This is a genomic window from Streptomyces sp. NBC_01352, assembly GCF_036237295.1.
In the GTDB taxonomy this organism is placed as follows: Bacteria; Actinomycetota; Actinomycetes; order Streptomycetales; family Streptomycetaceae; genus Streptomyces; species Streptomyces plumbiresistens.
Genome location: NZ_CP108354.1, coordinates 4582283 through 4608028 on the forward strand (window position 1 = coordinate 4582283; position 25746 = coordinate 4608028).

General features: G+C 70.3%; 12 protein-coding genes. 3 read left to right on the forward strand and 9 right to left on the reverse strand.

The annotated features are described in order from the left end of the window. The first annotated feature begins 116 nt into the window (after positions 1–116). Positions 117–584: a pyridoxamine 5'-phosphate oxidase family protein gene (locus OG252_RS21145; protein WP_329337928.1), complete on the forward strand. Its 468-nt coding sequence runs from the start codon at positions 117–119 to the stop codon at positions 582–584. A 9-nt stretch (positions 585–593) separates the two neighbouring features. On the opposite strand, the gene guaA is transcribed toward OG252_RS21145, so the two are convergent. Further along, the gene (gene guaA / locus OG252_RS21150; protein WP_329337930.1) at positions 594–2174 is read right to left on the reverse strand and encodes a glutamine-hydrolyzing GMP synthase; all 1581 of its coding nucleotides are present in this window, start codon (positions 2172–2174) and stop codon (positions 594–596) included. A gap of 304 nt (positions 2175–2478) precedes the next feature. Between guaA and OG252_RS21155 the strand changes: the two genes are divergently transcribed. Beyond that, a complete protein-coding gene (locus OG252_RS21155) occupies positions 2479–2760 on the forward strand; it encodes a chorismate mutase (protein WP_307676814.1) in 282 nt (93 codons plus the stop codon). A 592-nt stretch (positions 2761–3352) separates the two neighbouring features. Here the strand turns inward: OG252_RS21155 and OG252_RS21160 are convergent. Further along, complete coding sequence (locus OG252_RS21160; RefSeq protein ID WP_329337934.1) at positions 3353–4528, reverse strand: hypothetical protein; 1176 nt, start codon at positions 4526–4528, stop codon at positions 3353–3355. Positions 4529–4757: 229 nt separating this feature from the next. Between OG252_RS21160 and OG252_RS21165 the strand changes: the two genes are divergently transcribed. After that, complete coding sequence (locus OG252_RS21165) at positions 4758–5810, forward strand: LPXTG cell wall anchor domain-containing protein (RefSeq protein ID WP_266434867.1); 1053 nt, start codon at positions 4758–4760, stop codon at positions 5808–5810. A gap of 103 nt (positions 5811–5913) precedes the next feature. Here the strand turns inward: OG252_RS21165 and OG252_RS21170 are convergent, their stop codons facing one another. From OG252_RS21170 to OG252_RS21200, 7 genes are all read right to left on the reverse strand, one after another. After that, positions 5914–7692: a GMC family oxidoreductase gene (locus OG252_RS21170; protein ID WP_329337936.1), complete on the reverse strand. Its 1779-nt coding sequence runs from the start codon at positions 7690–7692 to the stop codon at positions 5914–5916. 30 nt (positions 7693–7722) lie between these two features. After that, a complete protein-coding gene (locus tag OG252_RS21175) occupies positions 7723–9336 on the reverse strand; it encodes a succinic semialdehyde dehydrogenase (RefSeq protein ID WP_266434871.1) in 1614 nt (537 codons plus the stop codon). 137 nt (positions 9337–9473) lie between these two features. After that, positions 9474–11192 carry a serine/threonine-protein kinase gene (locus OG252_RS21180; RefSeq protein WP_329337939.1) on the reverse strand — a complete coding sequence of 573 codons (1719 nt, stop codon included), beginning with the start codon at positions 11190–11192 and terminating at the stop codon, positions 9474–9476. A 58-nt stretch (positions 11193–11250) separates the two neighbouring features. Further along, on the reverse strand, positions 11251–12180 hold the full coding sequence (locus OG252_RS21185) for a DUF3710 domain-containing protein (RefSeq protein ID WP_329337941.1): 930 nt from the start codon (positions 12178–12180) through the stop codon (positions 11251–11253). Further along, the gene (locus OG252_RS21190; protein ID WP_329337943.1) at positions 12164–18997 is read right to left on the reverse strand and encodes an RHS repeat-associated core domain-containing protein; all 6834 of its coding nucleotides are present in this window, start codon (positions 18995–18997) and stop codon (positions 12164–12166) included. The genes OG252_RS21185 and OG252_RS21190 overlap by 17 nt, the downstream gene beginning before the upstream one ends. Before the next feature lie 132 nt (positions 18998–19129). After that, positions 19130–23785, reverse strand: coding sequence for a LamG-like jellyroll fold domain-containing protein (locus OG252_RS21195; protein WP_329337945.1), 4656 nt, complete (start codon positions 23783–23785; stop codon positions 19130–19132). Between the two features lie 301 nt (positions 23786–24086). Continuing rightward, positions 24087–25736, reverse strand: coding sequence for a serine/threonine-protein kinase (locus tag OG252_RS21200; RefSeq protein WP_329337947.1), 1650 nt, complete (start codon positions 25734–25736; stop codon positions 24087–24089). Positions 25737–25746: the final 10 nt, after the last annotated feature.

Consider the following 25746-nt stretch of genomic DNA (forward strand, 5'->3'; position numbering starts at 1 on the left):
GTACGGGGCGGAAGTTACCGTCGGTCAGCGCAGGAGAACAGCGCTGGTGGGTAAAGATGACGCACCCGGCCGATACCCGACAGAAGATGTCGGGTATCGGCGGAACACTGGCTGATATGAACTGGGCAGCTTTCTCCTCCGCGGAACCCGACCTGGCGAAAACCGTCGAAGAACGCTTCGGCGCCTACACCCACCACATCCTCGCGACCCTCCGCAAGGACGGTTCGCCGCGCACCACCGGCCTCGAGGTGCGCTTCCTGAACGGTGAGCTGTGGCTGGGCATGATGCCGGACTCGCTCAAGGCGCTCGACCTGCGCCGCGACCCGCGGTTCGCGCTCCAGGCGAACCCCGGGGACGGCACCGGCATGGGCGGCGGCGACGTCCGGATCAGCGGTCGGGCGATCGAGGTGGACGATCCGCAGACCAAGGCCGGATACGTCGAAGAGGTGGAACCGCCGGAGCCGCTCCACCTCTTCCGCACCGAGCTGACGGAGGTCGTACGGACCTACGTCGAGGACGACAGGTACCTGGTCGTCCAGGTCTGGAAGCCCGGAGAACCGGTGCGCACGCTCAAGCGGACGTGACCCCGGGTCCTACTCCCACTCGATGGTGCCCGGCGGCTTGCTCGTCACATCGAGCACGACGCGGTTGACGTCCGCGACCTCGTTCGTGATCCGCGTCGAGATCTTCGCGAGGACGTCGTACGGCAGTCGCGACCAGTCGGCCGTCATGGCGTCCTCGGAGGAGACGGGCCGCAGGACGATCGGGTGGCCGTACGTGCGGCCGTCGCCCTGGACGCCGACGCTGCGGACGTCCGCGAGCAGGACCACCGGGCACTGCCAGATGTCCCGGTCGAGGCCGGCCGCGGTGAGCTCCTCGCGGGCGATGGCGTCGGCCTCGCGCAGCAGGTCGAGCCGCTCCTTGGTGACGTCGCCGACGATACGGATGCCCAGGCCGGGGCCGGGGAACGGCTGGCGCTGGACGATCTCGTCCGGCAGTCCGAGCTCCTGGCCGACCATCCGGACCTCGTCCTTGAACAGCTTGCGCAGCGGCTCGATCAGCTGGAACTCGAGGTCCTCCGGCAGCCCGCCCACGTTGTGGTGGGACTTGATGTTGGCGGTGCCCGTACCGCCACCGGACTCGACCACGTCGGGGTAGAGCGTGCCCTGGACGAGGAACTCGACCGCCGGACCCTCGTCCGCGATGATCTCCGCCTGCGCCTGCTCGAAGACCCGGATGAACTCTCGCCCGATGATCTTCCGCTTCTCCTCGGGGTCGGAGACTCCCTTCAAAGCAGAGAGGAACCGATCCTCCGCGTCCACGACCTTCAGCTGTACGCCGGTCGCGGCCACGAAGTCCTTCTCGACCTGCTCGGTCTCGCCCTTGCGCATCAGGCCGTGGTCGACGTACACGCAGGTCAGCTGGGAGCCGATGGCCTTCTGGACGAGGGCGGCGGCGACGGCGGAGTCCACGCCGCCGGACAGACCGCAGATGGCACGCCGGTCGCCGACCTGCTCACGGATGGCGGCGACCTGCTCCTCGATCACGTTGCCCGTGGTCCAGTTCGGGGTCAGGCCGGCGCCCCGGTACAGGAAGTGCTCCAGCACCAGCTGGCCGTGCGTGGAGTGCATGACCTCGGGGTGGTACTGGACGCCGTACAGCTTCTTCTCGTCGTTCTCGAAGGCGGCGACCGGGACGACGTCCGTGGAGGCCGTGACGGAGAAGCCCTCGGGGGCGGCGGAACAGGCGTCGCCGTGCGACATCCACACCGACTGCTCGTCCGGGGTGCCCTCGAAAAGGGTGGAGGACGACCTGGAGACGTGCAGCTCCGTACGGCCGTACTCGCGGGCGCCGGTGTTGTCGACGGTGCCGCCGAGGGTCTGCGCCATCAGCTGGAAGCCGTAGCACATGCCGAAGACGGGGACGCCGGCCTCGAAGATCTCGCGGTCGAGGCGGGGCGCCTCGTCGGCGTACACCGAGGAGGGGCCGCCGGAGAGGATGATCGCCGCCGGGTTCTTGGCGAGCATCTCCGCGACCGGCATGGTGCTCGGCACGATCTCGCTGTAGACCCGGGCCTCGCGGACGCGACGGGCGATGAGCTGGGCGTACTGCGCGCCGAAGTCGACGACCAGGACGGTGTCGGGGGCGGTGGCAGCGGGGGTCGCTGATGACACGGGGTGCCTTCCGGCGGTCGGGCGGGGTCTGTGGTTACCGATTCTAACGGGGTGGACGTGGGACCTCGGCCAGCGGAAAAGATGCCGTGGCATACTGGGGCCCATGCTCACGCACCCGACCTTCCTCTTTACCTATGGCACCCGGCCCGCCGGCTGCCATGGTCGTGCTGCTTGAGCTACTGACAAGCGACTTCCCAGGCGCCCCGGGCCGACAAGGCCCGGGGCGCCTGTCGTTTCCCGGGTCCTGTCGCTCCGGGGCACCTCGACCGTCCCCACGCCATCCCACCGAATGAGGAGCCCCGACATGACCGCCACCGACGTGACCGGCGCCCGTACCCCCGAGGCCGCCGATGTGATCTCCGGCGCGCGTGAGCGCATCGACGCGCTGGACGACCGGATCATCGGTCTGATCCAGGAACGGATGGCCGTGTCCGCCGTCATCCAGGAGGCGCGGATCTCCTCCGGCGGCCGGCGCGTGAATCTCTCCCGCGAGATGGACGTCCTCAGCCACTACAGGGACGCGCTGGGCAAGCCCGGTACGTCCCTCGCGATGACGCTCCTCGAACTGTGCCGGGGTCGTATCTGAGTTCGGGCCACCTCTCACCCGTACGGCGCGTGACCGGGACGCGAGGCCCTTCGTTGGTGGTGGTGTCCGTGCCAGCCAGGGGCGGGCCCGAAAGAACCACGCGTGGCTCGCTGGAGCGATGAGACGTACGGATCGTGCTGTGCGTCGTGGGACCTCGCTCCGGACAAGTGACCGGACGGCAGGGGACAGCTGGTCCGGTCACCCAAGAGAACGGTCGGCTCCGGGGACGCCCGGAGCCGACCGGCGGGACGTCCAAATCAAAATGTCCGAGTCAAAATGTCCAAGTCTGAGTCAAACGGTTGCGGCGGCGGCATCCATCCAGCACGATGCCTGAAAAGCCCCCAAGTCCCCCCGTAGACAACTGCATTCACGTGCACTGCCGTACTGCCAAAGGTCGAGACCAACCGTGCGCCCCGCATGCGCCGGGGCGCCGACCCGGAGCACACAGGCAAGCGGCGCAACCCCCCGGCGCCGCTCCCCAGGCACCGACGCTGCCCTGACGTCGGTGCTGACGAGAGAAGGGCCCCGCGGCTTCGGCCTGCGGGGCCCTTCGCATGCCCGGCGCCGAGCGGACCGCAGTCGGCGCCCGGCGTCAGGTGCGGGACACCGTCCCGCACCCCCCGCCGGACCCGATCTCGCGGCTGCGGTCGTACGGGTCCACCAGCGGCCCGTTCGGCGGTTCGTCCGAGACGGCGTCCGAGGAGAACTGCGGGTGCAGATAGCCGTCATGGATGTCGCAGGCCGTGTTGCCGACGTCCCGGTCGTAGCGCAGGACGTTCAGGCGGTCGGGGGTGGACACATAGCGGGTGGGGTCGAGGAGCTCGACTTCGAGGACGCGGCGCACGATGGTGCGGGTGACCTCGGTGGAACCGTCGGTGCGGACGACCGGGTAGACGAAGGTGTAGTCGGCGCGCACGGCCACCCCGTCCTGGTCGCCCTTCTCGAACGTCATCCGGCCACGCGTCTTGATCACGTCGCCGACGAGTCGTACCTCGGCGGGGTCGAAGCGGGTGAGCAGGTCCAGCGGGTCGTGCTCCTCGTCGGGCGCGCGCAGGGACCGGTTCAGGCCGTCGACGAACTCCGGCTGCTTGGGGTCGAGGACCGCGAGGGCGGCATCGGGGCGTCCGCCACGTACGGTCTTCGGGTCCAGGTTGGCTCCGACCAGCAGTTTCTTGGTCAGCCGGAGCGCCGTCCCGACCCGGTCCTTCGATAGCCCGCCGACCGCCTTCGCCTCCGGCAGGACGATGCCGGCGGCACCGTCGGCCCACTCCAGCGCCGGGGAACCGGCGAACGGCTCGTCCAGGGTGGGGGTTTCGGCGTCGGTGGCGGCCGGGGGTGCGGTCGGGGCCGCGGTCTCCTCGCCCAGGGGCGAAGCGGCGGCGGTGTCCGGTGTCCCCGTGCCGAAGGGGTCGCCCGGCAGCAGGGACGGCTTCATCGCCACGACGGCCACGGCGACGGCGACGGGTATGCCGATGACCGCCCACAGCCGGCGGCGCCGGGTGGTACGCCCGTTCGTCTCCTGCCAGGCCGGACCCGTGCGCCAGCCCTCGGGCAGCTCCCCCCGCGCCTCCTGCTGCCGCAGCCGCTCGGTCACCATGCGGGCGCGGGCGGACGGCTCCTTCGGCGCCTCGGCACGTATCTCGCGTTCGCTGTCCTGGACGAACTTCTCCCACACCTCGTCGGGTACGGCGGAGGAGTTGCTGGTGTTACTGGAGTCGCCCCCTTCACCCGATCCGGATCTCGGCTCTTCGGACGATCTGTCGGCCACGGTGCCGGACGCCTTTCTGCGAGTGGATTTCCGAGCAGCTGAGCGTACGTCAGCTCCGAATCCGCTCGACCGGTGATCCAGGTCACATAAAAATCCTGTGAGGACGAGGGCAACCATTCACAGGCTTCGCGGATCAAACCATGCGAACCAAGGGCCACACCCGCGCCCCACACGCGGAGGCCTCCCAAGCGTGTTGCCGCCCGCGGCACACCGGATTTTCGAGGTCTTCATGAAGCTTCGCCGCGCCATGGCCGCAGCGGCCGCGACGGCCGTCATAGCCCCGCTCGCCCTGCTCTCCGCCCCCACCGCGTTCGCGACGGACGGCGAGACCCCCGGCACGACGACGAGCAGCCCGGCCACGGAGACCAGCTCTCCCGCCGCGGACACCAGCAGCCCGGCCGCGGACACGAGCTCCCCCGCCGCCGACACGAGCAGCCCGGCCACGGACACCAGCTCCCCCGCCGCCGACACCAGCAGCCCGGCCACGGACACCAGCTCCCCCGCCGCGGACACGAGCACCCCGGCCGGCAGTGAGAGCTCCCCGGCCGCCTCCCCCTCGCCGAGCGCCAGCGCCAGCGCGCCCGAGGACCCGGAGCTCTGTGTCGACGAGGAGGGCAACAGCACCGCCGAACTCAGCGAGGACGTCCGCAGCAGCCTGTCCGGGCTGCCCGAGACGATCGTCGCCGGCAGCGGGTGGACCGGCTTCGCGTTCAACGTGTCCAACCGCGGTGACGACGAGATCAAGGACATCAAGCCGCTCATCGGCGTCGCCGCGTGGGGCTGGGACGACGCGGCGGACTACTCCGGCGAGATAAAGGTCCAGGTCTTCAACAAGTCCACCGGTTCCTGGGACACGATCGCGGACGCCGCGGGCGAGGGCGGCACGTTCCCCTCGTTCTCGCTGGGCGCGGGCCAGTCGATCTCGTACAAGCTGCGGCTCAGTGTCAGCGGCAAGGTGCCGGACTCGCTCGGCCTGACCGGCGGCCTCGCCGAGTACGCGGACGACGAGGGCTGCTGGGTCGCCGACGACCCGAACGGCTGGGTCTACGTCTTCGACATCCTCGCCGCCGGCTCCGACGCCGGTGACCCGAACGACGCCAAGCCGCAGGGTGGCAAGACGGACCTCACGGACGTCAACGAGGTCTCCGCCACCGGCACCCTCGCCGAGACCGGTGCCGGCTCCACGCTGCCGATGATCGGCCTCCTGGGCGGCGTCGCGGTCGTCGCCGGTGCGGGCGCGGTGTTCGTGGTGCGGCGCCGGAAGGCCGGGGCCGTGGCGTAAGGGCCCAGTAGGGCCCAGTAGGGCCCAACAGGGCTTGTCGCAAGAAACAGAGAAGGACCTGCGCTCGGAGGGGGGTGCAGGTCCTTCTCTTTGCCATGGGCGGTTACTTCCGCGGCGGCACCGCCGGTATCCCCAGGAACGGCAGCTTCAGCGCGCCGAAGGCGTCCGCCGGGACCGCCGGGGACCTGGGCTCGACCGGCTTGAGGCGTTCGTACGTCTCGCCCTGTGCCGGACGCGGGTCCGCCTCACCCTTGTTGGGCCAGTACGACATCGCGCGCTCGGCCTGGGCGGTGATGGTGAGGGAGGGGTTCACTCCCAGGTTGGCGGAGACCGCGGAGCCGTCGACGACCGAGATGCCGGGGTGGCCGTAGAGGCGGTGGTACGGGTCGATGACGCCGGTGTCGCGGGAGGCGCCGATCGGGCAGCCGCCGAGGAAGTGCGCGGTGAGCGGGGTGCCCATCAGCTCGCCCACGTTGGAGCCGGCGAAGCCGTTGATCTCGGCGGCGATCGCCGCCGCGCCCTCCGCGGCGGCCCTGATCTGCTTGGGGTTCGGGGAGCCGTGACCCTGGCGGGCCGTGAGCAGGCCCTTGCCCACGCCGTCCGGTTTCAGGTACGTCGTCAGGGAGTTGTCCAGCGACTGCATCACCAGGCCGATGATGGTCTTCTCCGACCAGCGGCGGTTGGAGAGGGAACGCAGGACCAGTGCCGGGTGGCGGGCCGCGTTCCGCAGCCAGGCCAGGACCCGGGAGGAGCCCTCGGCGTACGGCACCTGGAGGATCGACAGGCCGCCCATCGAGTTGGAGCCCTTGCCGTAGCGGACCGGCTCGATGTGGGTGTTCTCGTCCGGGTGGATGGACGAGGTGATGGCCACCCCGCGCGTGAAGTCGACCTTCCGCTCGCCCGTCGCCTTGCGGTAGCGGCGGTCGCTGGTCTGCGCGCCGACCAGCGCCTCGGAGTTGGTACGGGTCAGCTCGCCCAGCTTCTCGGACAGATACGGCAGTTGGCCGCCCGCCTTCATCCGGTGCAGCAGGGTCTGCGTGCCGTAGGTGCCGGCCGCGAGGACCACCCGGCGGGCCGTGAAGGTCCGGCCCTTCGCTTTGCGGCGCGCGTCGGTCGGCAGGGTGGCTATCGCGTAGCCACCCCGCGAGTCGTCCGTGACCGAGACGACCGTGGTCAGCGGGTGCACGACCGCGCCCGCCTTCTCGGCGAGGTACAGGTAGTTCTCGTTGAGGGTGTTCTTCGCGCCGTGCCGGCAGCCGGTCATGCACTCGCCGCACTCGTTGCAGGCCTTGCGGGCCGGGCCCGCGCCGCCGAAGTAGGGGTCGGCCACCTCGTCACCGGGTTCGGCCTTCGTGGCGCCGTCCGCGTCCTCGCCGTCCCCGAAGAACACGCCGACCGGCGCCATGTGGAAGCTGTCGCCCACGCCCATCCGCTCGGCGGCCGCCTTGAGGTGGACGTCGGACGGGGTCATCGTCGGGTTGAGGCGTACGCCGAGCATGCGCCGCGCCTGGTCGTAGTACGGCGCCAGCTCCTCCTGCCAGTCGGTGATGTCCCGCCACTGCGCGTCCTCGAAGAACGGCTTCGGCGGTACGTAGAGGGTGTTGGCGTAGTTGAGGGAGCCGCCGCCGACGCCCGCGCCGGCCAGGACCATGACGTTGCCGAGCAGGTGGATGCGCTGGATGCCGTACATGTTGAGCCTGGGGGCCCAGAGGTAGTTCTTCAGGTCCCAGGAGTTCCTGGGGAGGGTTTCGCGGGTGAAGCGGCGGCCGGCCTCCAGGACGCCTACGGTGTAGCCCTTTTCCGTCAGGCGCAGGGCGGTCACCGAGCCGCCGAAGCCTGATCCGACGACGATGACGTCGTAGTCGTAGGTGTCCTGGGGCACGTGCTCTCCTCGTTGAGAACCGGGTGGTGTCTAGCGGAACCGGAATGCCTTCATCAGGCGGAGACTGCGGCTCATGAACTGCGCGTACTTCTCGTCGTCCATCCCCAGCGAGGGGGCCAGGGGCAGCAGCCGCTGATGGGCCACCGTCTGGGCCTCGGTGTACTTGAGGATGCCCTCGGAGCCGTGGCGGCGGCCGAGGCCGGAGTCCTTCATGCCGCCCATCGGGGACTGGAGGCTGCCGTAGGCGGCGGCGTAGCCCTCGTTGACGTTGACCGTGCCGGTGCGCAGGCGGGCGGCGATGTCGCGGCCGCGGCGGCCGTCCTTCGTCCAGACGGAGGAATTCAGGCCGTACGCCGTCGAGTTGGCGTGCTCGACCGCCTCGTCCTCCGTCTTGAAGCGGTAGATGGAGACGACCGGGCCGAAGGTCTCCTCCGCGCAGACGGCCATCGGGGCCTCGACGCCGTCGAGGATGGTCGGCTCGAAGAAGTACGGGCCGATGTCCGGGCGGGCCACCCCGCCGGCGACGACCTTCGCGCCCTTGGCGACGGCCTCCTCGACGTGCCGGGTGACGGTCTCCAGCTGGCGTTCGCCGACCAGGGAGCCCATGTCGGCGCCGTAGGCGAGGGACGTACCGAGCCGCATCGCCTTCGTGCGGGCGGCGAAGCGCTCCACGAACGCGTCGGCGATCGACTCGTGGACGTACAACCGCTCGATGGAGATGCAGAGTTGACCGGCAGAGGAGAAGCAGCCGCGGACGGCTCCCGCGGCCGCCTTCTCGATGTCGGCGTCCTCCAGGACCAGCATCGCGTTCTTGCCGCCGAGTTCGAGGGAGACGCCGATCAGGCGGGCGGCGGCGCCCTGGGCGACCTCGCGGCCGGTGCGCGTGGAGCCGGTGAAGGAGACGTAGTCGGCGTGCTTGACGACTTCGGGGCCTATGACCGGGCCCTCGCCGAGGACGACCTGGAAGACGTCGGCGGGCAGACCGGCCTCGACGAGGAGGTCGCGGGCCCAGAGCGCGGTGAGGCAGGTCTCCGTGTCCGGCTTCATCACGACCGCGTTGCCCGCGACGAAGGCGGGGAGCGCGTCGCCGACGGAGAGTTCGAGGGGGTAGTTCCAGGGGGCGATCTGGCCGACCACACCGCGCGGGTGGCGCAGTTCGGTGACCTTGGTGAGCGTCGGGACGGCGCCGGTGTGCCGCTTGGGCCTCAGATACGCGGTGGCCCTGTGGCCGTAGTGCCGGGCCGCGATGGCCACGGCCTGCACCTCCTCGTGGGCGTGCAGACGGGCCTTGCCGGTCTCCAGCTGGATCAGGTCGAGGACCTCGGCCTGGCGTTCGAGGACCAGGTCGTGGAAGCGGAGCAGAACGGCGGCGCGCTGCCGTATCGGCGTCTGTGCCCACACCGCCTGCGCCTTGCGCGCGGCCTCGAAGGCCTTCTGCACGTCCTCGGGCGTGGACTCGGGCAGGTCCGCCAGCTTCTCGCCGGTGAACGGGGTGTGGTTCGCGGTCCGGCCGGAGCCGGCCACGCCCTTGGTGAGCTGGGCGACCAGCTCCGGGGTGACCACGTCCGCTGCGGTGCGGGCGCCCTCGGGGGCGGGGGCGATGGGGTTCGTACCGGTCTTGGCCGGGGCCTGCGCGTCGGTCATGAGCCGCAGGGTATGACGTGGGGAAGGCTTTGTGTACCCGTCGGTAATAGTGATTCACCGACCGCTCACACAGTGCCAGTGGCCGCTGGCGGGGAATGCGCTGATCAGGGCGTTGGCCGGTGGCTGCCGCCGGGAGCTCAGCCGCTTCCGTCGCTTGTGTCGTTTCCGATCTCGAGACGGCCACGGGCCGACTTGAACACCGCCGTGCCCTTCTTCTCGTCCGCCGTTCCCTTGGGCATGTCCACGCGCAGCTCGTACATGCGGCTGTCGGGGGTGCGGATCATCAGCTGCATGACCCGGGTGGGGCGCCCGTCCCAGTCGTACGTGGTGTCCGCGAGCGCCGCCTCGTAGCCGTGGAAGCTGGTGCGGGTCTTCTGCGTGCTCGCGTCCGCGTTACGGCTGCCCCAGGTGTCCTGTGCCGCCTGCGCCTGGGCCATCGGGGAGCGGGGGGCCTTGTCCCACTGGGTGAGGCGGAGCTGGATGGTGTCGTCGAGGTCGTAGACGACGAAGCGGGGCGGATCGTCTGCGCTGCCTTCGCGGGCGGTCTCCTTGTAGGCGGCGGGGAGGGCGAGGGTGGCGTTCATGGCCGGCTCGCGGTGGGTCGTCCAGGAGGCGGTGGGAGTGGGAGTGGGGGTTGGGGTTGGGGTGCCTGGGCTGTGGCGGGGGGTCAGTTCGGCGGCTGAGCCGCTCTCGGTCTCCGTGAAATAGGTGGACGTGCCCAGCCATATGCCGCCGACGAGGACGGCGGCGAGCAGGGCGGCGATGGCCGGGCGGCGGAGGAAGCGGCGTTTGGGCTTCGAGGCCGGCTTCGGGACAGCGGTGGTCTCCGGCGCGGGTGCGGGAGTTGTGAGAACGGATGCGGATACGGGGGTTTCGGGTGCGGGTGGTTCGGGCGTCGGGTCGGGCGGCCGTACGGCCATCCCCAGCCCGATCGTCCCGGTGTCCTCCGCCAGTTCCCTGAGCCCCGACGCGTCCTGCTCCCCCACCCCGGAGGGACCCGGCATCGGCCACCCCTCCGCCACCGCCTCCAGCGCCACGGCGACCTCCGCCGCGCCCGGCCGCCGCTCGGGCTCCTTGTCCAGCAGCCGCACGACGAGCGGCCCGAGCGGACCGGCCAGCTTGGGCTCCGGCGTGTCGGCGGCGAGGATCGCGGCGAGGGTGGACTCCAGGGTCGTACGGCGGAACGGGGACCAGCCCTCCACGGCGGCGTACAGCAGCACGCCCAGCGACCACAGGTCGGAGGCGGGGCCGGCGGGGCCGCCCCGGCCGGACATCCGCTCGGGTGCGATGAACTCCAGCGATCCGATGAACTCGCCGCTGACGGTGAGGGATTCCTCGCCCTGGATGTGGGCGATGCCGAAGTCCGTGAGGACGACCCGATGGTGCGGGCCGAGCAGGACGTTCGCGGGCTTGACGTCCCGGTGCACGATGCCGACGGAGTGCGCGGCACGCAGGGCGCCGAGGACGGCGAGGCCGATGCGGGCGGACTCGGCGGGTTCGAGCGGCCCGCGCTGGAGCACTTCGTGGAGGGACTCGCCGCGGACCAACTCCATGACGATCCAGGGGAGTCCGTCCTCTTCCTCCGCGACGACGTCATGGATGGTGACGGCGGAGGGATGGTCGACCCGGGCGGCGGCGCGAGCCTCGCGGTAGAGCCGGTGGGCCGCCCTCTGATGACTCTCGTCCTCAGGATCCCCGGGCAACCGCGGCTGCTTGACGGCGACCTCCCGCCCGACCAGCTCGTCGACGGCCCGCCACACGGTGCCCATCCCCCCGGACCCGATCCGCTCGACCAGCCGGTAACGCCCTCCGACTATCCGGCCCTTGCCGCCTCCGGAGTCACCGTCGTTGCTCATGCCCCATGAGTACCTTGCGGGGTGGCCGCTTGTCGACGCGGCTCCCGGTTCGCGGCGTTCAGCCGCCCTCCGGCTGCGGCCGGCGTAGACGAATCAACGTGTCGGTGCTCTCAGGAGCGGCGGACATGCGGACGACGGTCCTCTGGAACGTGGTGTAGGGCCAGTCCTCGGTGCTGTCGGGTTCCGCCCCGACTCCCGTCACGAAGCCGCGGAGGACCCAGCCCGGGCCGTCGAAGCCGAGGACCCGCGTGGTCTGGCGGTCCTTGCCGGGAGGGCCCTGGATCCGCACGACGGCCTGCAGTTCGGTTCCCGCACGGCCGGCGCGCTCCTCGACGGAACTGCCCTGACTACGCATCGTCCGGGACAGCTGCTCACGGATGGTCGCCCAGGACGTGTCCGAGAGCGCCCGGAAGGCCTGGAGCTGGATCGCCGTCCGGCCTCGAACGACGGTGACCGCCACGACGGAACCGTCACGGGATGTCATGGGCCGGATCTCCACTCCGGGCTCGGTCGGCACCAACAGGCCCCCGAAATCGACCAGTTCGCCGTCCCGCGGCCGGCGGTCGTCGCTCTCGTCCCACGGTCCGACGGCACGGCAGCTCTCCTCCGCGACCTCCAGCAGGGAGTCGACCTCGTCCTCGGACAGCGACTCCTCCTCGATCAGGGACGCCATCAGTTCCAGCAGACGATCCAGGGTGATCAGGCCGCGCCGCGAGGTCTCGGGAGCCGCCACGGCGTCCCCCAGCAGGGTCCTGACCACCAGCCCCGCTTCCTCCTCGTCCAGTCCCGGCACCGGACGGCCGAGGTCCGCCGGGCCGTCCTCTCCGCGCAGCCGAAGGAGCGTCTGGACGGCCACGAGCAGGACCCGTCCCGCCGTCAGCCGATCCCAGACCTCGAACTCGGCACGCTCCGCGCTCTCCGCTGCGACGAACCCGTCGCGCGTGAACTGCGCGACGACGGCACGTGCCGCGTCACTTGCCTCGCCCATTCCACCATCTCCTGAACATCTGGACCCCCTTGGCCACGACGATAGATCCTGCGACGGCTGCTTCGGCGGGACCGTGTGCTCCCGGAGGTACAGCTCCGTCGATCATCTTCTGCGCCGCTCCCGGGCTTCTGGCCACCGTGGTCGCTCGCGTGCCGGCTTCCTCGGCCACTTCCTCCGCTGCCCGGCGGGACTGGCCGGTCTCCTCGAGCGGCTCGCCCCGGCCGCGAGGGGCGTTGTATCCACCGGTGTCCGGATCGTAGAGGTCAGGCAGCGACGACGGATCCTCCGACCCCGCGCCCGACCCCCTGGAGACACCACAGTTGTCGTTGTGGACGAGAACCGGGCTGTCCCCCACCAGCACGTAGTACGTGTGGATCTCGTCGATCGTGAGATCGTGCGTGCGCTGGCGCTTCGTGTAGTGCGCGACCGCCGAGATCTGGACGTACGTGCCCGCGCTGGTGCGCAGGTGCTGGCCGGGCTCGAGGTCGCCGGCGTCGACCCACTTCCTCAGGTCGGGGACCCAGAAGGGGTGGGTGTCCGTGGCCGTGATGGTGGAAGGGCCGGTCCTGGTGGCGACGGTGAGGACCGTGAAGTCCTTGTCGTCCTCCGTGGTGATCGTGCGGACGGCCTTCCGTTCGACCGTCCTTCCGGTCTCCGGGTCGGTGACCAGGACTACGTCACCTGTCTTCACGTCCTCGATGTCTTTCGTCGTGCCGTCGGCCAGCAGGACCTTCGTGCCCGGCAGGAAGCTGTGCTTGACCTCGCAGGACGCCGCCGATTCCAGGATGTCGTCGGCCCACTTCTGCTCCTTGCGCCACTTCTTCACCGCCTTGGCGATCTTCCAGGCGCCCTTGATGAGCTGGGCGCCCTTCTTGAACATCGCGGTCCACGGAATCGCCCCGATGATCAGCGTGGCGCAGGACGACACGCTGCCGCCCATGCAGCCCTTGAAGTCGTTCCAGCCGATGAAGTCCTTGAACAGCTCCCAGCCGACCTTCTTGACGACCTGGATGACGGGCGTCTGCTTGATCGCCCGTGCCTTGCCGACGTTGACGGTCTGCTGGCTGGCGGTCGCCCGCTTGGTGACCGGGTTGTAGCCGACCGACTCCTGGACCTCCTTGGAGCAGTTGTCCAGGGAGTACTGGCAGGAGTTGGGCCGGGAGCCGATCTCGGTTCCGGCGGGGTCGCTCAAAGTGACCGGGTTGTTGTTGCTGTAGGCGTAGCCGTTCAGGGACTGCGTGTCGTTCGTGTTCAGGAGCGGGTCGACGGACAGGAAGCGGCCCGTGGCCGGGTCGTACTCCCGCGCCCCCAGGTGGGTCAGGCCGGTCGTCGTGTCCTGGGTACCGCCTACGAAGCCCTTCTCGCCGGGCCAGCTGCCGGGCGGGCTGCCGCGGGTGCCGCCGAAGGGGGTCGAGCGGCGTTGCTGCATCGTCAGGTCGGTGGCGTTGACGGCGATCTCGGAGGTGCCGTGGTGGTCGCCGATGAGGAAGGCGAGCTTGTTGTCGTCGGTGCGGATGGCCTGGTTGCCGCCGCCGAGGTCGTAGTAGCGGGTGGCCTTGTCGGCGGTGGCGCCCTTGGTGAGGGTGAGCTCGGTGGCGCCGAGGTAGACGGTGGTCTCCGCGTCCGTACGGCGGATCAGGCGCTGGCCCTCGGCGTCGTACACGTACGACGTCGTCTTCGTGCCGCTGCCGGCCGGTTCGGTGACCTTGGAGAGGTGGCCCTCGGCGTCCCATTCGAGGGTCTGCTTGGTGCCGCCGATGGTGCGGGTCTCGGTGTCACCGGTGGCCGTGTAGGTGAAGCTGTCGGTCGCCGTGCCCGTGGGGCCGGTGGTGTCGATGCTGGTGACCGCGTGCGGGCGGGCGCCTCCGGCCGCCGGGTAGCGGTAGGTGCGCTTGACGTCCTTGGCGGTGTCGCCGGCCGTGTCGTGCCGGGTCTCGCCGGTGCGGTTGCCGCTCTTGTCGTAGGTGTACGAGTGCCAGTACGCGGCCGGGCCGCCGAGCACCGAGGCGCTCGGGGTGGCGGAGCAGCTCGTGCTGCCCTGGGTCCACGCCTCCTTGAGGCGGGTCAGGTGGTCGTACTGGAAGCACTGGGTGTCGGTGCCCGAGCGGGACACGTCCGAGATCGAGGTGACGTTGCCGGCCTCGTCGTAGGCGTAGGTCGCGGACCGGTCGGTGCCGGCCACGTCCTCCCGGTCGAGGCGGCTGTTGGACAGCCGCTGGGTGCCCCACTGGTAGGAGTTGGTGACCTGCGTCTTCTTCGCGCCGGCCGACTGGTAGGTGAACTGCAGCGGCTTGCCCGTGTAGCTGTAGGTGGTGTCGGTGACGTAGGTGACGCCACCGCCCGCGCCGAGGGTCTTGGGCCGCTGGATCTCGTCGTAGGTCGGGGTGAGGATCTCGGAGGCCAGGGAGCCGGCCGCCGGGTAGCTCTTGGACTGGACGGTGCCGTCGAGGTTGTAGACGGTGCTCGACAGGTAGGTGCCCGCCAGGGCCTCCTCCCCCGTCACGGAGGGGATGGCGACCGCGGTGCGCTGGGGCCGGTACAGGTTGTCGTACATGCTGTACGTGGTCTTGTACGCGAGCCCGCTCGCCCCGCCGACATAGCGGGTGGAAGTGGCGAGCTGCCCCTCGAATCCGGTGGGGTCCCACACCTGCTGGGTCAGCAGCGGCCCGGTGGCCTCCCCCTCGCGGGTCTCGAGCTCGCGGCCGAGCCCGTCGTAGAGATGAGTGACCTTCCGGCCGCGGTGGTCGGTGGTGGAGACCAGCTGGCTGCGGTCGTCGTACACGGACTTGGTGTCGCCCTTGTCCGGGTCCGTGGCCAGCGTCTGGTTGCCGCGCTGGTCGTAGGTGTAGCTCCAGCTGTTGCCCGAGGGGTCCGTGAGCTTGGACAGCTTTCCGGTGGGCGTGTAGTCGTAGTGGGTCTGGTCGTACGCGCCCGTCGGGGTGGCGGCCTGGTACTGCAGCAGGTCGGTGACGTTGCCGCGGGCGTCCGTGACGCTCGTGGTGGCCGTGGCCCCCTTGGGCGGGGTCACCGAGACCCGGTCGCCGCCGTAGTCGGTCCGCGTCGTCGACAGGACCGTGCTGTGGTCACCGTTGCCCGCGATCTGCTGGGACATGGTGACGCGGCCCAGGCCGTCGAAGGTGTTCCAGGTCTGGGTCTCCACGGAGAGCGCGTTGTCCAGCTGGAGCAGGCCCGGGGAGGGGGCGGCTTCGTCGTTGTAGTAGGGCGCGAACTGCTTGGCGACCAGGCCGCGTTCGTCGTAGAAGGTGTCCGCGACCAGGCGGCCGCCGGACGGTCCCGGGGCCTGGGTCTGGCGCTCGCGCAGGAAGCCGTCCAGGAGTTGGTACGTCGTCTGCTGGGTGCCGTCGTTCTTCAGCGTCCGGGTACCGACCGCGACCGGGCCGCTGCCGTCCATGGTGTACGTGAACTGGTAGTTCGGGGTGTCGTCGTTGGCCTGGGACCGGTTCGGCAGCCAGATCTTCTGGTTGCGGCCCAGGGCGTCGTACGTGGTGTCGGTGCGCTTGTTGTTGGTGTCGAGCACGGTGACCGGCAGGCCGCGCAGGCTGTCGTAGGTGGTCGTGGTGACCTGCGCGGTGGCCGCCGTGCCCGCGGTGGCGGGCGGCGTGGTGACCGTCGACGTCTTCGGGAAGCCCGTGGCCGGCGTGTAGGCCGTGGTGGTGGTACGGCCGTCCGTGCGCGCGGTGCGGGCCGGTGCCGTGGTCTCGGTGGCCGTGACGGTGGCCGAGATGTCCTTGTCGGTCAGCTGACGCCCGTAGGTGTCGTACGTGGACTCGGACTCCAGGTAGCTGGCGGTCGTGCCGTCGTGCTTGGTCAGGGTCGCCGTGCGGGTGGCGTCACCCTTGGTGGGTGCCGTGCCGTAGGCCTGGCCGTCGTAGGCGGTGCGGACGTCCGAGATGACGGCCTTGGTGCGGTCGGGGGTGTCGGCGCACTTGACCGCGACCGTCTCCGCGCGGGACGGGGCGTCGAGGATCCAGTCGGTGGTGTTGTCGACGTAGGTCGTGCGGGTGCACTGGTTGTCCTGCGAGGTGGTCTCGTCGCCGAAGTCGTCGGTCTGGACGACCCGGCCGACGGTGTTCTCGAAGGTGTTGGTCTTGTACGTCGTGCGCCACTTGGTGCCCGCCCCGTCGTCCAGGGAGGTCCAGGTGCGGGTGGCGGCCGTACCGGTCAGGTTGGCGGTGGTGGTGCCCCAGGAGCGGACGCGCGACGCGGTCTGGCGGTGCCAGGGCGTGTTGACGCTCTTCTCCAGGATCTTGCCGCCGGGACCGCTGTAGCTCGCCGTCTTGTACTCGAAGCCGGCCGCTGAGGCGTGGTCGGTGATGGTGCCGCCGTTGTCGTCGGAAACGGTCACCGACTTGGTGCCGCCGGACGGGCCGGCCCGGTCGCCGTCCATGCCGCGCAGGAAGTAGTGGTCGGTCTGCGCCTTCATGCCGACCGGGTCCTGGCCGCCGGTCAGCACCCGGACGTGGGCGTAGCCGCGCCAGGCGGACCAGGTCTTGTACTTCTCCTTGGTCAGGCCGTCATCGTCGTCGTAGTGCCAGGCCGCCCCGTCGAGATAGCTGTAGCGGGTGACCATGTCCGGGGAGGACTTGGTGCGGTCGGTCTGGGTGACCGCGTCGACGACGTACTTGTTGAACCACTGCCGGGTCGGGTTCTCGTCGCCCTCCCTCGTGAAGAACACCGGGAAGCAGCGCGTGGAGTTCGTCTCGGGGGTCGGCGGGTTCGACGCGTCGCAGACGGCCGTGGAGTAGGTGACGTCCGTCTGTCCGCCGGACTCGTCGGCGATCGTCGACAGGCGTTCCTTGATGAAGGGAGCCGTGTCGTCGCCGGCGATGTCGAGGCGGTTGGAGCGCTGGTCGTAGCCGAAGGTGACCTTCGGCAGGGTGATCTCGGGGGTGACGGCCCTGCCGGTGTGCTCGACGGAGGTGAGCAGCAGCTGGTAGGCGATGTCGGACATGCCCCAGCGGTGGTCCATCTTCCAGGTGTCGACCGGCGCGTAGGTGCCGTCCGCCTTCAGGGTGCTCGCGGTGACGCCGGTCAGCCGCTTGCGGGTCCAGAACGACGGTGAGGGCGAACTGGTGCAGTCCGTGCCGGACTTGCAGTTCAGGTCCCAGGGAGTGTCGTACCAGTAGAAGGACTTGTCGTCGATCGTGGCGGCCGCGCAGGTCACGCCCGTCTCGGGCAGGCACCGCTCGGCGGAGGTGAAGTCCACCCGGCCCAGCGCCTTGGCCGAGTAGTTGGTGGTGTTGCGCAGGCCGTAGTCGATGTGGTTCAGAGCGCCGCCGCGGACGTACGGGGTCTCGTCCTCCGGCTTGAGGTTGCGGCCGTAGTGGTTGGTCTCCTTGTCGTAGTAGTACGCGATGGAGTTGCCGCGCGCGTCGACCGCGTAGTCGAGGTTCCAGCGCCAGCCCTGCTGGCACCACGAGTCGGCGAACGCGGCGGCGTTGCACGGCTCGCCGCTGTCGTTGCCGAAGACCGGTGCCGTCCAGGCCGAGTTGGTCTCCGCGTTGCCGGAGGCCCAGCCCGGGAGGCGGTTGTAGCCGAAGTAGTAGCGGGTGCCGTCGGTGGTGGTGACGCGCCAGTACTCGTCGTCACGGGCGCCGTTGGCACGGACGTTGGTGTCGGAGCCGTAGATCCGGTCGACCTTGGTGCCGTCGTCGCCCTTGATACGGAAGCTGTTCGTGCCGGTGGAGATCAGTTCCCCGGAGTGCCCGTTGAACGACAGGGTCGCGTTGTCGTACGCCCAGCACAGATCGCCCACCTTGATGCCGGCGGAGTTCTTCACGCCTTCGTCGGCGCACGGCTTGTAGCTGCGCTCGATGAAGCCGGGCCACAGGTCGAAGCCGTCACCGGTCCAGGAGGCCTGGTTGTTGCTGTTCGCGGTGCGGCCGTCGATGCCGCCGGAGGAGTAGGCCAGGCCCAGCTGCGGGGTGAAGGAGCCGGGCACGTCGGGCACGGGCATGCCGTAGGACCAGCTGAAGTCGCCCGTGTTCAGGTTGGTGTTCCACGTCGAGGACGCGGACAGCTGGGTGGCCTTGTAGTCGCCGTGGTCGCTGGAGGCGGCGGCGGTGGCCGCCAGGACCATGGGGGCGCTGTCGGTCGCGGGCAGCGCGAGGGAGGACGCGGTGAGGGTCTGCGCCTTGGGGTCGTTGTCCGCGGCGACCGGGACCGGGGTGGAGCACTTCGCGGAGCCGGGGTCGGTGGCGGCGCAGGCCGGCAGGCGGACCAGTTTCAGACGGGACGCGTAGGCGCCGCCGTACGCCTGGGCGAACTTCGAGTAGTCCACGCTGACACCGACCCGGTCGCCCGTGGCTCCCGCCTGGCGCCGGACGGAGAAGACCATGCCGTCGACGCCCGCGCGCTCGGCGGTCCGCCGGTCGAGGACCTGTACGACGGCCTTGCCGGTCAGCGGCGTCGAGGCGGCCTTGTCCTGCTGCGGCGCCGCGGTGAGGGAGACCGGCAGGTCACCCGCGCGCACGCGCACCGGGGCGGACTTCGCCCCGGCCCTGGCACCGGACTTCGCCGCCGCGGGCACACTCACGGTCGCCGAACCGGCGCCCGGCCAGGCCTTCTTGGGCGCCTGCTCGGGAACCCTCGGCTCGCCGTCGCCCTTGCGGGGCAGCATCTTCACGCCGTGCCCGGACACCGGCTTCTCGGAGGCCGGCACCTTCGGGAGGCTGCCCGACGGCTCCGCGGCCTGGGTGACGGTCGCCTCCACCGTGGTGGCGACCATCACCGCGGCCACCACCAGGGCGATTCTCGCCCGTACGTATCTGCCCCGCCTGCGTGCTGTGGCCGTCATTCCCCGCCCTCACCCCGAAAACCACTGACTGAAACCAATGACTGAAACCACTGACTGAAACCGTTGGCCCGAACCGCTGATGGGAACCGCCGGCTGAAACGCTGAACCGAATACCGCTGGTGGGACCGCTGCTCACGGACCGGGGATCGTGGGCAGGCCCGTGTAGTCCCGGCTCGCGAGGGCGACGATCTGCGTGTCGCTCGCCGCGCCCTGGAGGGCCCAGACGTCGTCGATGGCGCCGCTCCAGTACTCGCCCCACGTGCTGGTGCCGGTCTTGGTGCGGCCCAGCTGGAGCCCCTTGCCCGCCGCGAACGGCAGCACCGCGGAGTCCCACGACACCTGCTCCGTGCAGTTCGGGTCGTCGGCGTCCCCGTCGTCGTTGTCGTCCGCGCACGGCCGGACCTGGGTGAGGCCGTTGATGTACAGCCGCATCTGGCCTTCGAACGCGTCGTAGACGACGGCGATGTGGTCCCAGGCGTCCGTGCCCTGGAAGACGGAGTGCTCGGCCGTCGAGACCGTCGCCGACGTCGCGTCGGCGCCGGCCATGACCAGCTGCCAGCGGCCCGCGTTCGCGGGATCGGACGCGTCGGGCACGTACCGCACCGCGAACCCGTTGGCGTTCGTCCCGGCCATGCTCATCACCGTGACGGCCTTCTGCGGCCGGGCGGGTGTGGTGACCCACGCGGTCACCGTGAAGCTCTTGCCGGTGTCGACGGGCGAGGCGCCGGTGGCGGCGTAGCCGGTGGCGGCGCCGTTCAGCAGCAGTCCGCCGTCGCCGACCATGTTGCTGCTGCCGGACTGGTCGATGCTCGCCCCGGCGCCCAGGGTCAGCGGGCGCGCGGTGTGGTCCTCACGGACCAGGTCGTCCGGCGAGGCGGCCGGGCTGCCCGAGGCGGCGTCCAGCTTCCAGCGCCCCTCCACCGTCGGCCGGCTGTCGAACATCGCGGCGATCTCAGGGGCGGACAGGGCACGGTCGTACAGCTGGACGTCCGAGATCTGGCCGGGGAAGAAGCTGGTCGCGTCGGCACCGGAGCTGCCGGCCCCGATCCGCAGCGCGCCGCCGGCGTAGAACGGCGCGGTGACCTTGGTGGTCGCCACCCACTTGCCCTGCACGTAGAGCCGCAGGTCGTCGCTGACACCGTCGTAGGAGCCCACGACGTACGTCCATTCACCGCCCGGGGCGAGCGCGGTGTCGCCCTGGGTGGCCCGGATGGGGGTGCCCTCCGCGGTGTCCGCCGAGTACTGGTTGAACGTCCAGCCGTAGGTCGCCGAGTAGTACAGCTCGAAGCCCGGTTTCACGGTGCCGGCCTGGCTCGCGATCACGGCGGCCTTGGTGGGTTTGGTCCTGGGCAGTTTCGCCCAGGCCGCCACGGAGAAGCTCCGCTGGTTGTTGAACATCGGGCCGGCCGTGGCCGCGTGGTCGTCCACGCCGTCCAGGGTCAGCGCGGTGCCCGCGCGGCCTGGCTGGCCCGGCTTCGCCCCGCCCTTGAACACCGCGGGGTGCACGTCCGCGCGACCCGTCACCTGCGTTGTCACGGCGCCGTCGGCGTCGGTGGCCGGCTCGTCCAGCGGGAACACCGCGCGGGCCGGGCGGCCGTTGCCGATGGAGTTGGTGGTGTAGAGGCCGCTCACCTCGTTGGCCGACAGGGGCTTCTCGAAGATGCGGACCTCGTCGATCGTGCCCGGGAAGTGGGTGGTCACGTTGCCGTTCAGGTTGCCCGCCCCGATCTGCAGGCCGCGCCGGGCGTCCCACGGAGTGGAGTAGGTGGCAGACCCGGCCAGCGCGCCGTTGACGTAGAGGGACAGCAAGTCGGAGCCGGGGCTGTAGGTGCCGACCAGGTGCGCCCAATCACCGGCCCTGACTCCGCCGGCGGCCGCCTGCATCGCCCGTACCGGAGTGGCCGTGGTGGTGTCCGCCGAGTACTGGTTGAACGCCCAGCGGTCGTAGCCCTTGGAGTAGTACAGCTCGAACCCCGGCGAGTTGTTGCCCGGCTGGGCCGCGATCACCGCCGCGGTGTCCGGCATCCTGTCCAGCTTCACCCAGGCCGCCACCGAGAAGCTGCCCGACGTGTCCACGGTCGGGATGTCCGACACCAGGTAGTCGTCCACGCCGTCGAACGACGCCGCGGTGCCCAGCTTGCCGGGGGCCCCGAGGGTCGCGCCGCCCATCACGTCCACGGTCCGGGTGCCGGCGCCGCCCTCGGCCTGGGTGGCGGTGGCGGCCTCGTCCAGGTTCCACTCGGCGCGGGTCGGCTGGCCCGACTTCACGCGGAACGCGTAGCGCGAGGGCTCGCTGACCCGGCCGGCCGAGTCGACGGCCTGCACGTACAGGAAGTTGGTGCCCGAGCGGGTGGGCCGGAAGCTGACCGTTCTGGCCGCGCCCGCGGAGGTGGCCACCTCGTTGGCCGCGGAGGCGTCCGCGTTGACGCCGTACCAGTACTTCACGACGTCCGTGTCCGGGGTGTCCACGGTGAAGGTGCCGTAGCGGCCCACTCCGTCGTAGACGGGGTCGTTCGGATCGGTGTCGTCGGCCGCGGGGTAGTCGCCCGAAGCGATGGAGGGGCCGACCGGCACGGTGGTGTCCCAGACGAAGTAGCAACTCGTCGCCGATCCCGTGCTCGACCACGGCGAGGAGGCGTAGAACTTGCCCTCGTCGTGGTCGACGGCCCGGGCGACCCAGGCCACCGTCTTGTTCTTCGGGATCTTCTTGCCGTTGGGCAGCGTCTCGACCAGGGTCGTGCTGAAGTCCGATCCCGACGCCTTCGGGGTCATCCGCGCCGAGGTCCACTGGGCCTTGAGCCCGCTGCCCGCGTCCCACAACACCTGCCACTGCACGCTGACCCGGTCGCCGTCGGGGTCCTTCACGTCACTGGCCGTGATCTTCGGGAGCGAACGGATCGACACCTTGTCCGCGGGCTTCTTGCAGAGGCCGCCGGGCTGCATCGACAGCTGCTTCATGGCGATCTGCTTCGGCGCCTGGTTGTACTTCACCCGCAGATACGCGTCGTCCGTGAACCGCTTCCAGGCGTACTTGTCGTCCTCGTTGGCGGCCCGCAGACCGAACGAGGTGTACGCCGAGTCGTGCGAGGACGCGTACTTCACGGCGGCCGTGGCATCGAACTCCACGTCCCCGCCGGGGCACGTCGAGTTGAAGCCCTTGGCCACGTCCCGGGAGTCGAGGTGGTCCAGCCAGTTGTCGTCCGAACTGTTCCAGGTGGTGTCCGAGTTGAAGGACTTCGTCCGCCACAGCTGGACCGACCGCCCGTCACAGGACCCGGACCACGTCTCACGCGCCACGAACGTCGCGCTGAGAATCGACTTGCCCGAGAACTTGGAGGTCGGGAACTTGTAGAAGAGCCGCTTCACGTCGTACGGGGCGCAGTAGTCCCAGCCGCAGTAGCCCATGCCGGCGTCGGAGTCCCCGTTGAACCGCCACTGCGGCGAGGACGCCCAGTAGCGCGAGACCATCGTCCACTCCCCCGCCTTCGGGGTGTAGGTCTGCGGGTCGATGTAGACCGGGAACGTGGTCTCCGGGTCGGTCAACATGCCCTGGTCAGGAGTCAGTTGCAGCTCGCTGCCGTCCGCGGCGACGTCCACGTCGATGGGGGCGACCTTGGCGGCGTCGCCCGGGCCTTCGGCGGCGTCCTCCGTGGAAGGGGATACCGCCGTAGATGCGGACGCGGACGTGGATGCGGATTTGGATGTGGACGCGGATGGGGACATGGCCGTGAGCGTGCGGGCGGTGGAGGCCGAGGCTGTGGAACCCGAGGCTGTGGAACCCGAGGCCGTCGAGTCCGCAGCCGTCGAATCTGAAGCTGTGGAATTCGCAGCCGTCGAACCCAGCGCCGTGGAACCCGAGGCCGCCGAGCCCGCAGCCGTCGAACCCAGCGCCGTGGAACCCGAGGCCGCCGAGCCCGCAGCCGTCGAACCCAGCGCCGTGGAACCCGAGGCCGCCGAGCCCGCAGCCGTCGAACCCGAAGCCGCCGACGCCTGCGTCCCGGAGTCCCACATGACGGGCTGCGGCGCCTGGAACACCACGCCGCCCATGGCCTCGTCGACCGCCTCCAGACCGCCGGAGCCCGTGGCCCGCAGATCCAGCCCCGGGGAGTCGACGGCCAGCTTCAGTTCGGCGAGCGCCGGGTTCTTCGCCGCCTCCGGTGTGTTCACCACCAGCAGCTGCGCGAACCCGTCCGCGGTGGCGCGCATCCTCAGGTCGACGTCCGGGAGGACGTCGGCGTACGTCGCGGTGTCGCCGTCCAGTGTCGGGGCGGGCAGCGAGGCCGGCCAGGAGAACGACAGCTCCTTGCCGGTGCGTTCGAGGGTGACCAGCGGTCCCGCGCCCCCGCCGGAGAAGGCGATGCCGACCGCGGAGGCGTTCGGCGTCACCGTGCCGTCGGACCGCGCGGCCAGGGTGTTGTCGATCGCCTTCCACTGCCCGTCGCTCCGGGTACGGACCGGCCTGAGGTGCTGCACCTCCTCCAACTGCCCGTCCGGAGTGGCGTACACCTCGCCCGACTCGCTGCGCAGGGACGTGATCTCCACGTTCGAGCCACCGGCCTCGGCGGCCTCCTGCGCCGCCTGCGGCGTGACGGCCGACTTGGGTGCGCCCTTGCCGGCCGGCACCGCGTCCTTGCCCGCCGCCACTTGGGCCGTCGGCTGCGCGGCGGCCGCGGACGGTGCGAAGGCGGCAGGCTGTACGACACCTGCCAGGACGGCTCCGGCGACGGCCGCCAGCAACGGTCTGCGCGTCCGGCTCGATCTGCCGGAACGCCCCTTGGACGCACTCATTTCCCCCGCCCCCCGACTCCACAGTCCCCACCCAGGAGTCACACCCGTCACAGAAAGTGCGAGGACTTTAAGCCGCCCTTAGCTGTACACGTCAAGAGTGGCTTGATCGACGAGGGCGCCGGAGAGTGCTCGGTGGTACGGAATCAGCCACACGCGGTGAGTAATCGACGAATGGATCAAACCGTCACCCATCGGCAGCCGGTGAAGCGATTGCCGACGGGACATGTACGCGGGGTGAACCCTCCCCGGCACCGATCACCGGCAGCCGGGGCGAGCTCTTGGCGCAAACCGGCTTACGCGCTTACAGCTTGCCGACGTCCAGGTTGGCGATCGCCGTCTCGGCCACCTCGCGCCCGCGCTCCGTGAAGTCACCCCTGCCCGGGTAGCCGACGGAGAGCTTGTACATGTCGCCGGCGGTGTTCTTGTAGTAGAAGATCCGCAGCTCGCGGGGGCGGGGGTTCTGGGTGTCGTCGGTGGTGTAGACGACCGTGTTCTCCGCGGCCTTCTTGCCCTGGTAGGTCGCGTCGCCCGGCTTCGTCTTCAGCTTCTCGGCGGGCATGTCCAGCTGGTAGCTGCCGCTTTGCTTGAACTCGCCGTCGTCGTCGTACATCTCGGCGGCCGCGGACCCCGCGATCTCGCTGCTCGTGTCCTCGGCCTTCTTCTCGAGACTCAGGCTGATCCAGATGGCGCCGCTCGCATCGGTGTACGTCACCCAGTGGCCCTTGTCGGTCTCCCGGTCGGGCACGGACTTCTTGTAGCCCTTGGGCACGGACAGCGTCGCGGCCACGTCCTTGACCTGCTCCGTCTTCCAGCCGTCCGGCAGCGGCCCGGCGAAGGGATCCGCGATCACCAGGTACGCCGCCACCGCCGCCGCGACGACCGCGGCACCGAGGCCGAGCAGGGTCTTGCGGCCGAGCCGGATACCGCCCGCCCCCGTGGCCACGCCACCGGTGACCTGGACGACCTGGGTGGGAGCCGGAGCGGGCGGGTTCGCGGTGCGTTCCAGCAGGTCGCGGACCTGCGCGGCGTTCGGGCGACGGGCCGGGTCCTTCTGGAGCAGGCCGTTGATGGCCTCGGCGAGCGGGCCCTGCGCCGCGGCGGGCGGCGCGGGTGTCGCGTTGAGGACGGACTGCAGGGTCGCCGGGGTGTTGCTGCGGCGGAACGGGGAGACGCCCTCGGTCGCCGCGTACAGGACCACACCGAGGGACCACAGATCGCTGGACGGACCGGGGCGCTGGCCCAACACCCGCTCCGGCGCGATGTATTCGGGCGAACCGACGAAGCCGCCGGTGTCGGTCAGGTTGGTCTCGCCCTCGATCTGGGCGATGCCGAAGTCGGTGAGGACGACCCGGTCGTGCCGACCGAGCAGGACGTTGTCCGGCTTGACGTCACGGTGCAGGATGCCGGCGGCGTGCGCGGCCTCCAGTGCGCCCAGCACCTCGAGGCCGATTCTCGCCGCGTCCCGGGCCCCGAGGGTGCCCTCCTGCAACGCGTCACCCAGCGAACGGCCCCGCACCAGCTCCATGACGATCCACGGCTGGCCGTCCACCACCGCGACATCGTGCACATTCACGACAGCGGGGTGATCGAGCCGGGCCGCCGCACGCGCCTCCCTGCGCATCCGCTCGAAGGCGTTGGCGCGTTCGCGTTCGGGAAGATGGTCCGGTATTCGGGGCTCCTTGACGGCGACCTCGCGGTCCACCGTCTCGTCCTTGGCCCGCCACACCGTCCCCATGCCACCGTGCCCCAGCTTGGCGAGCAACCGGTAACGACCGGCGATCAGGCGACCGGTGCCGGGATCCTGGGGAGGCGGGGCCTGCGGCGGCACGACCTGCGTGGGTGCCGCGTACGGGTTGCCGGGGTGCGGCACCGCCGCGTGCGGGTTCGGCGGTTGCAGACCAAAACTCGTTGGCTCTTCGGATCCGTAAGGGGCTCCCCCGTTGCTGCTCATGGGTCCATCC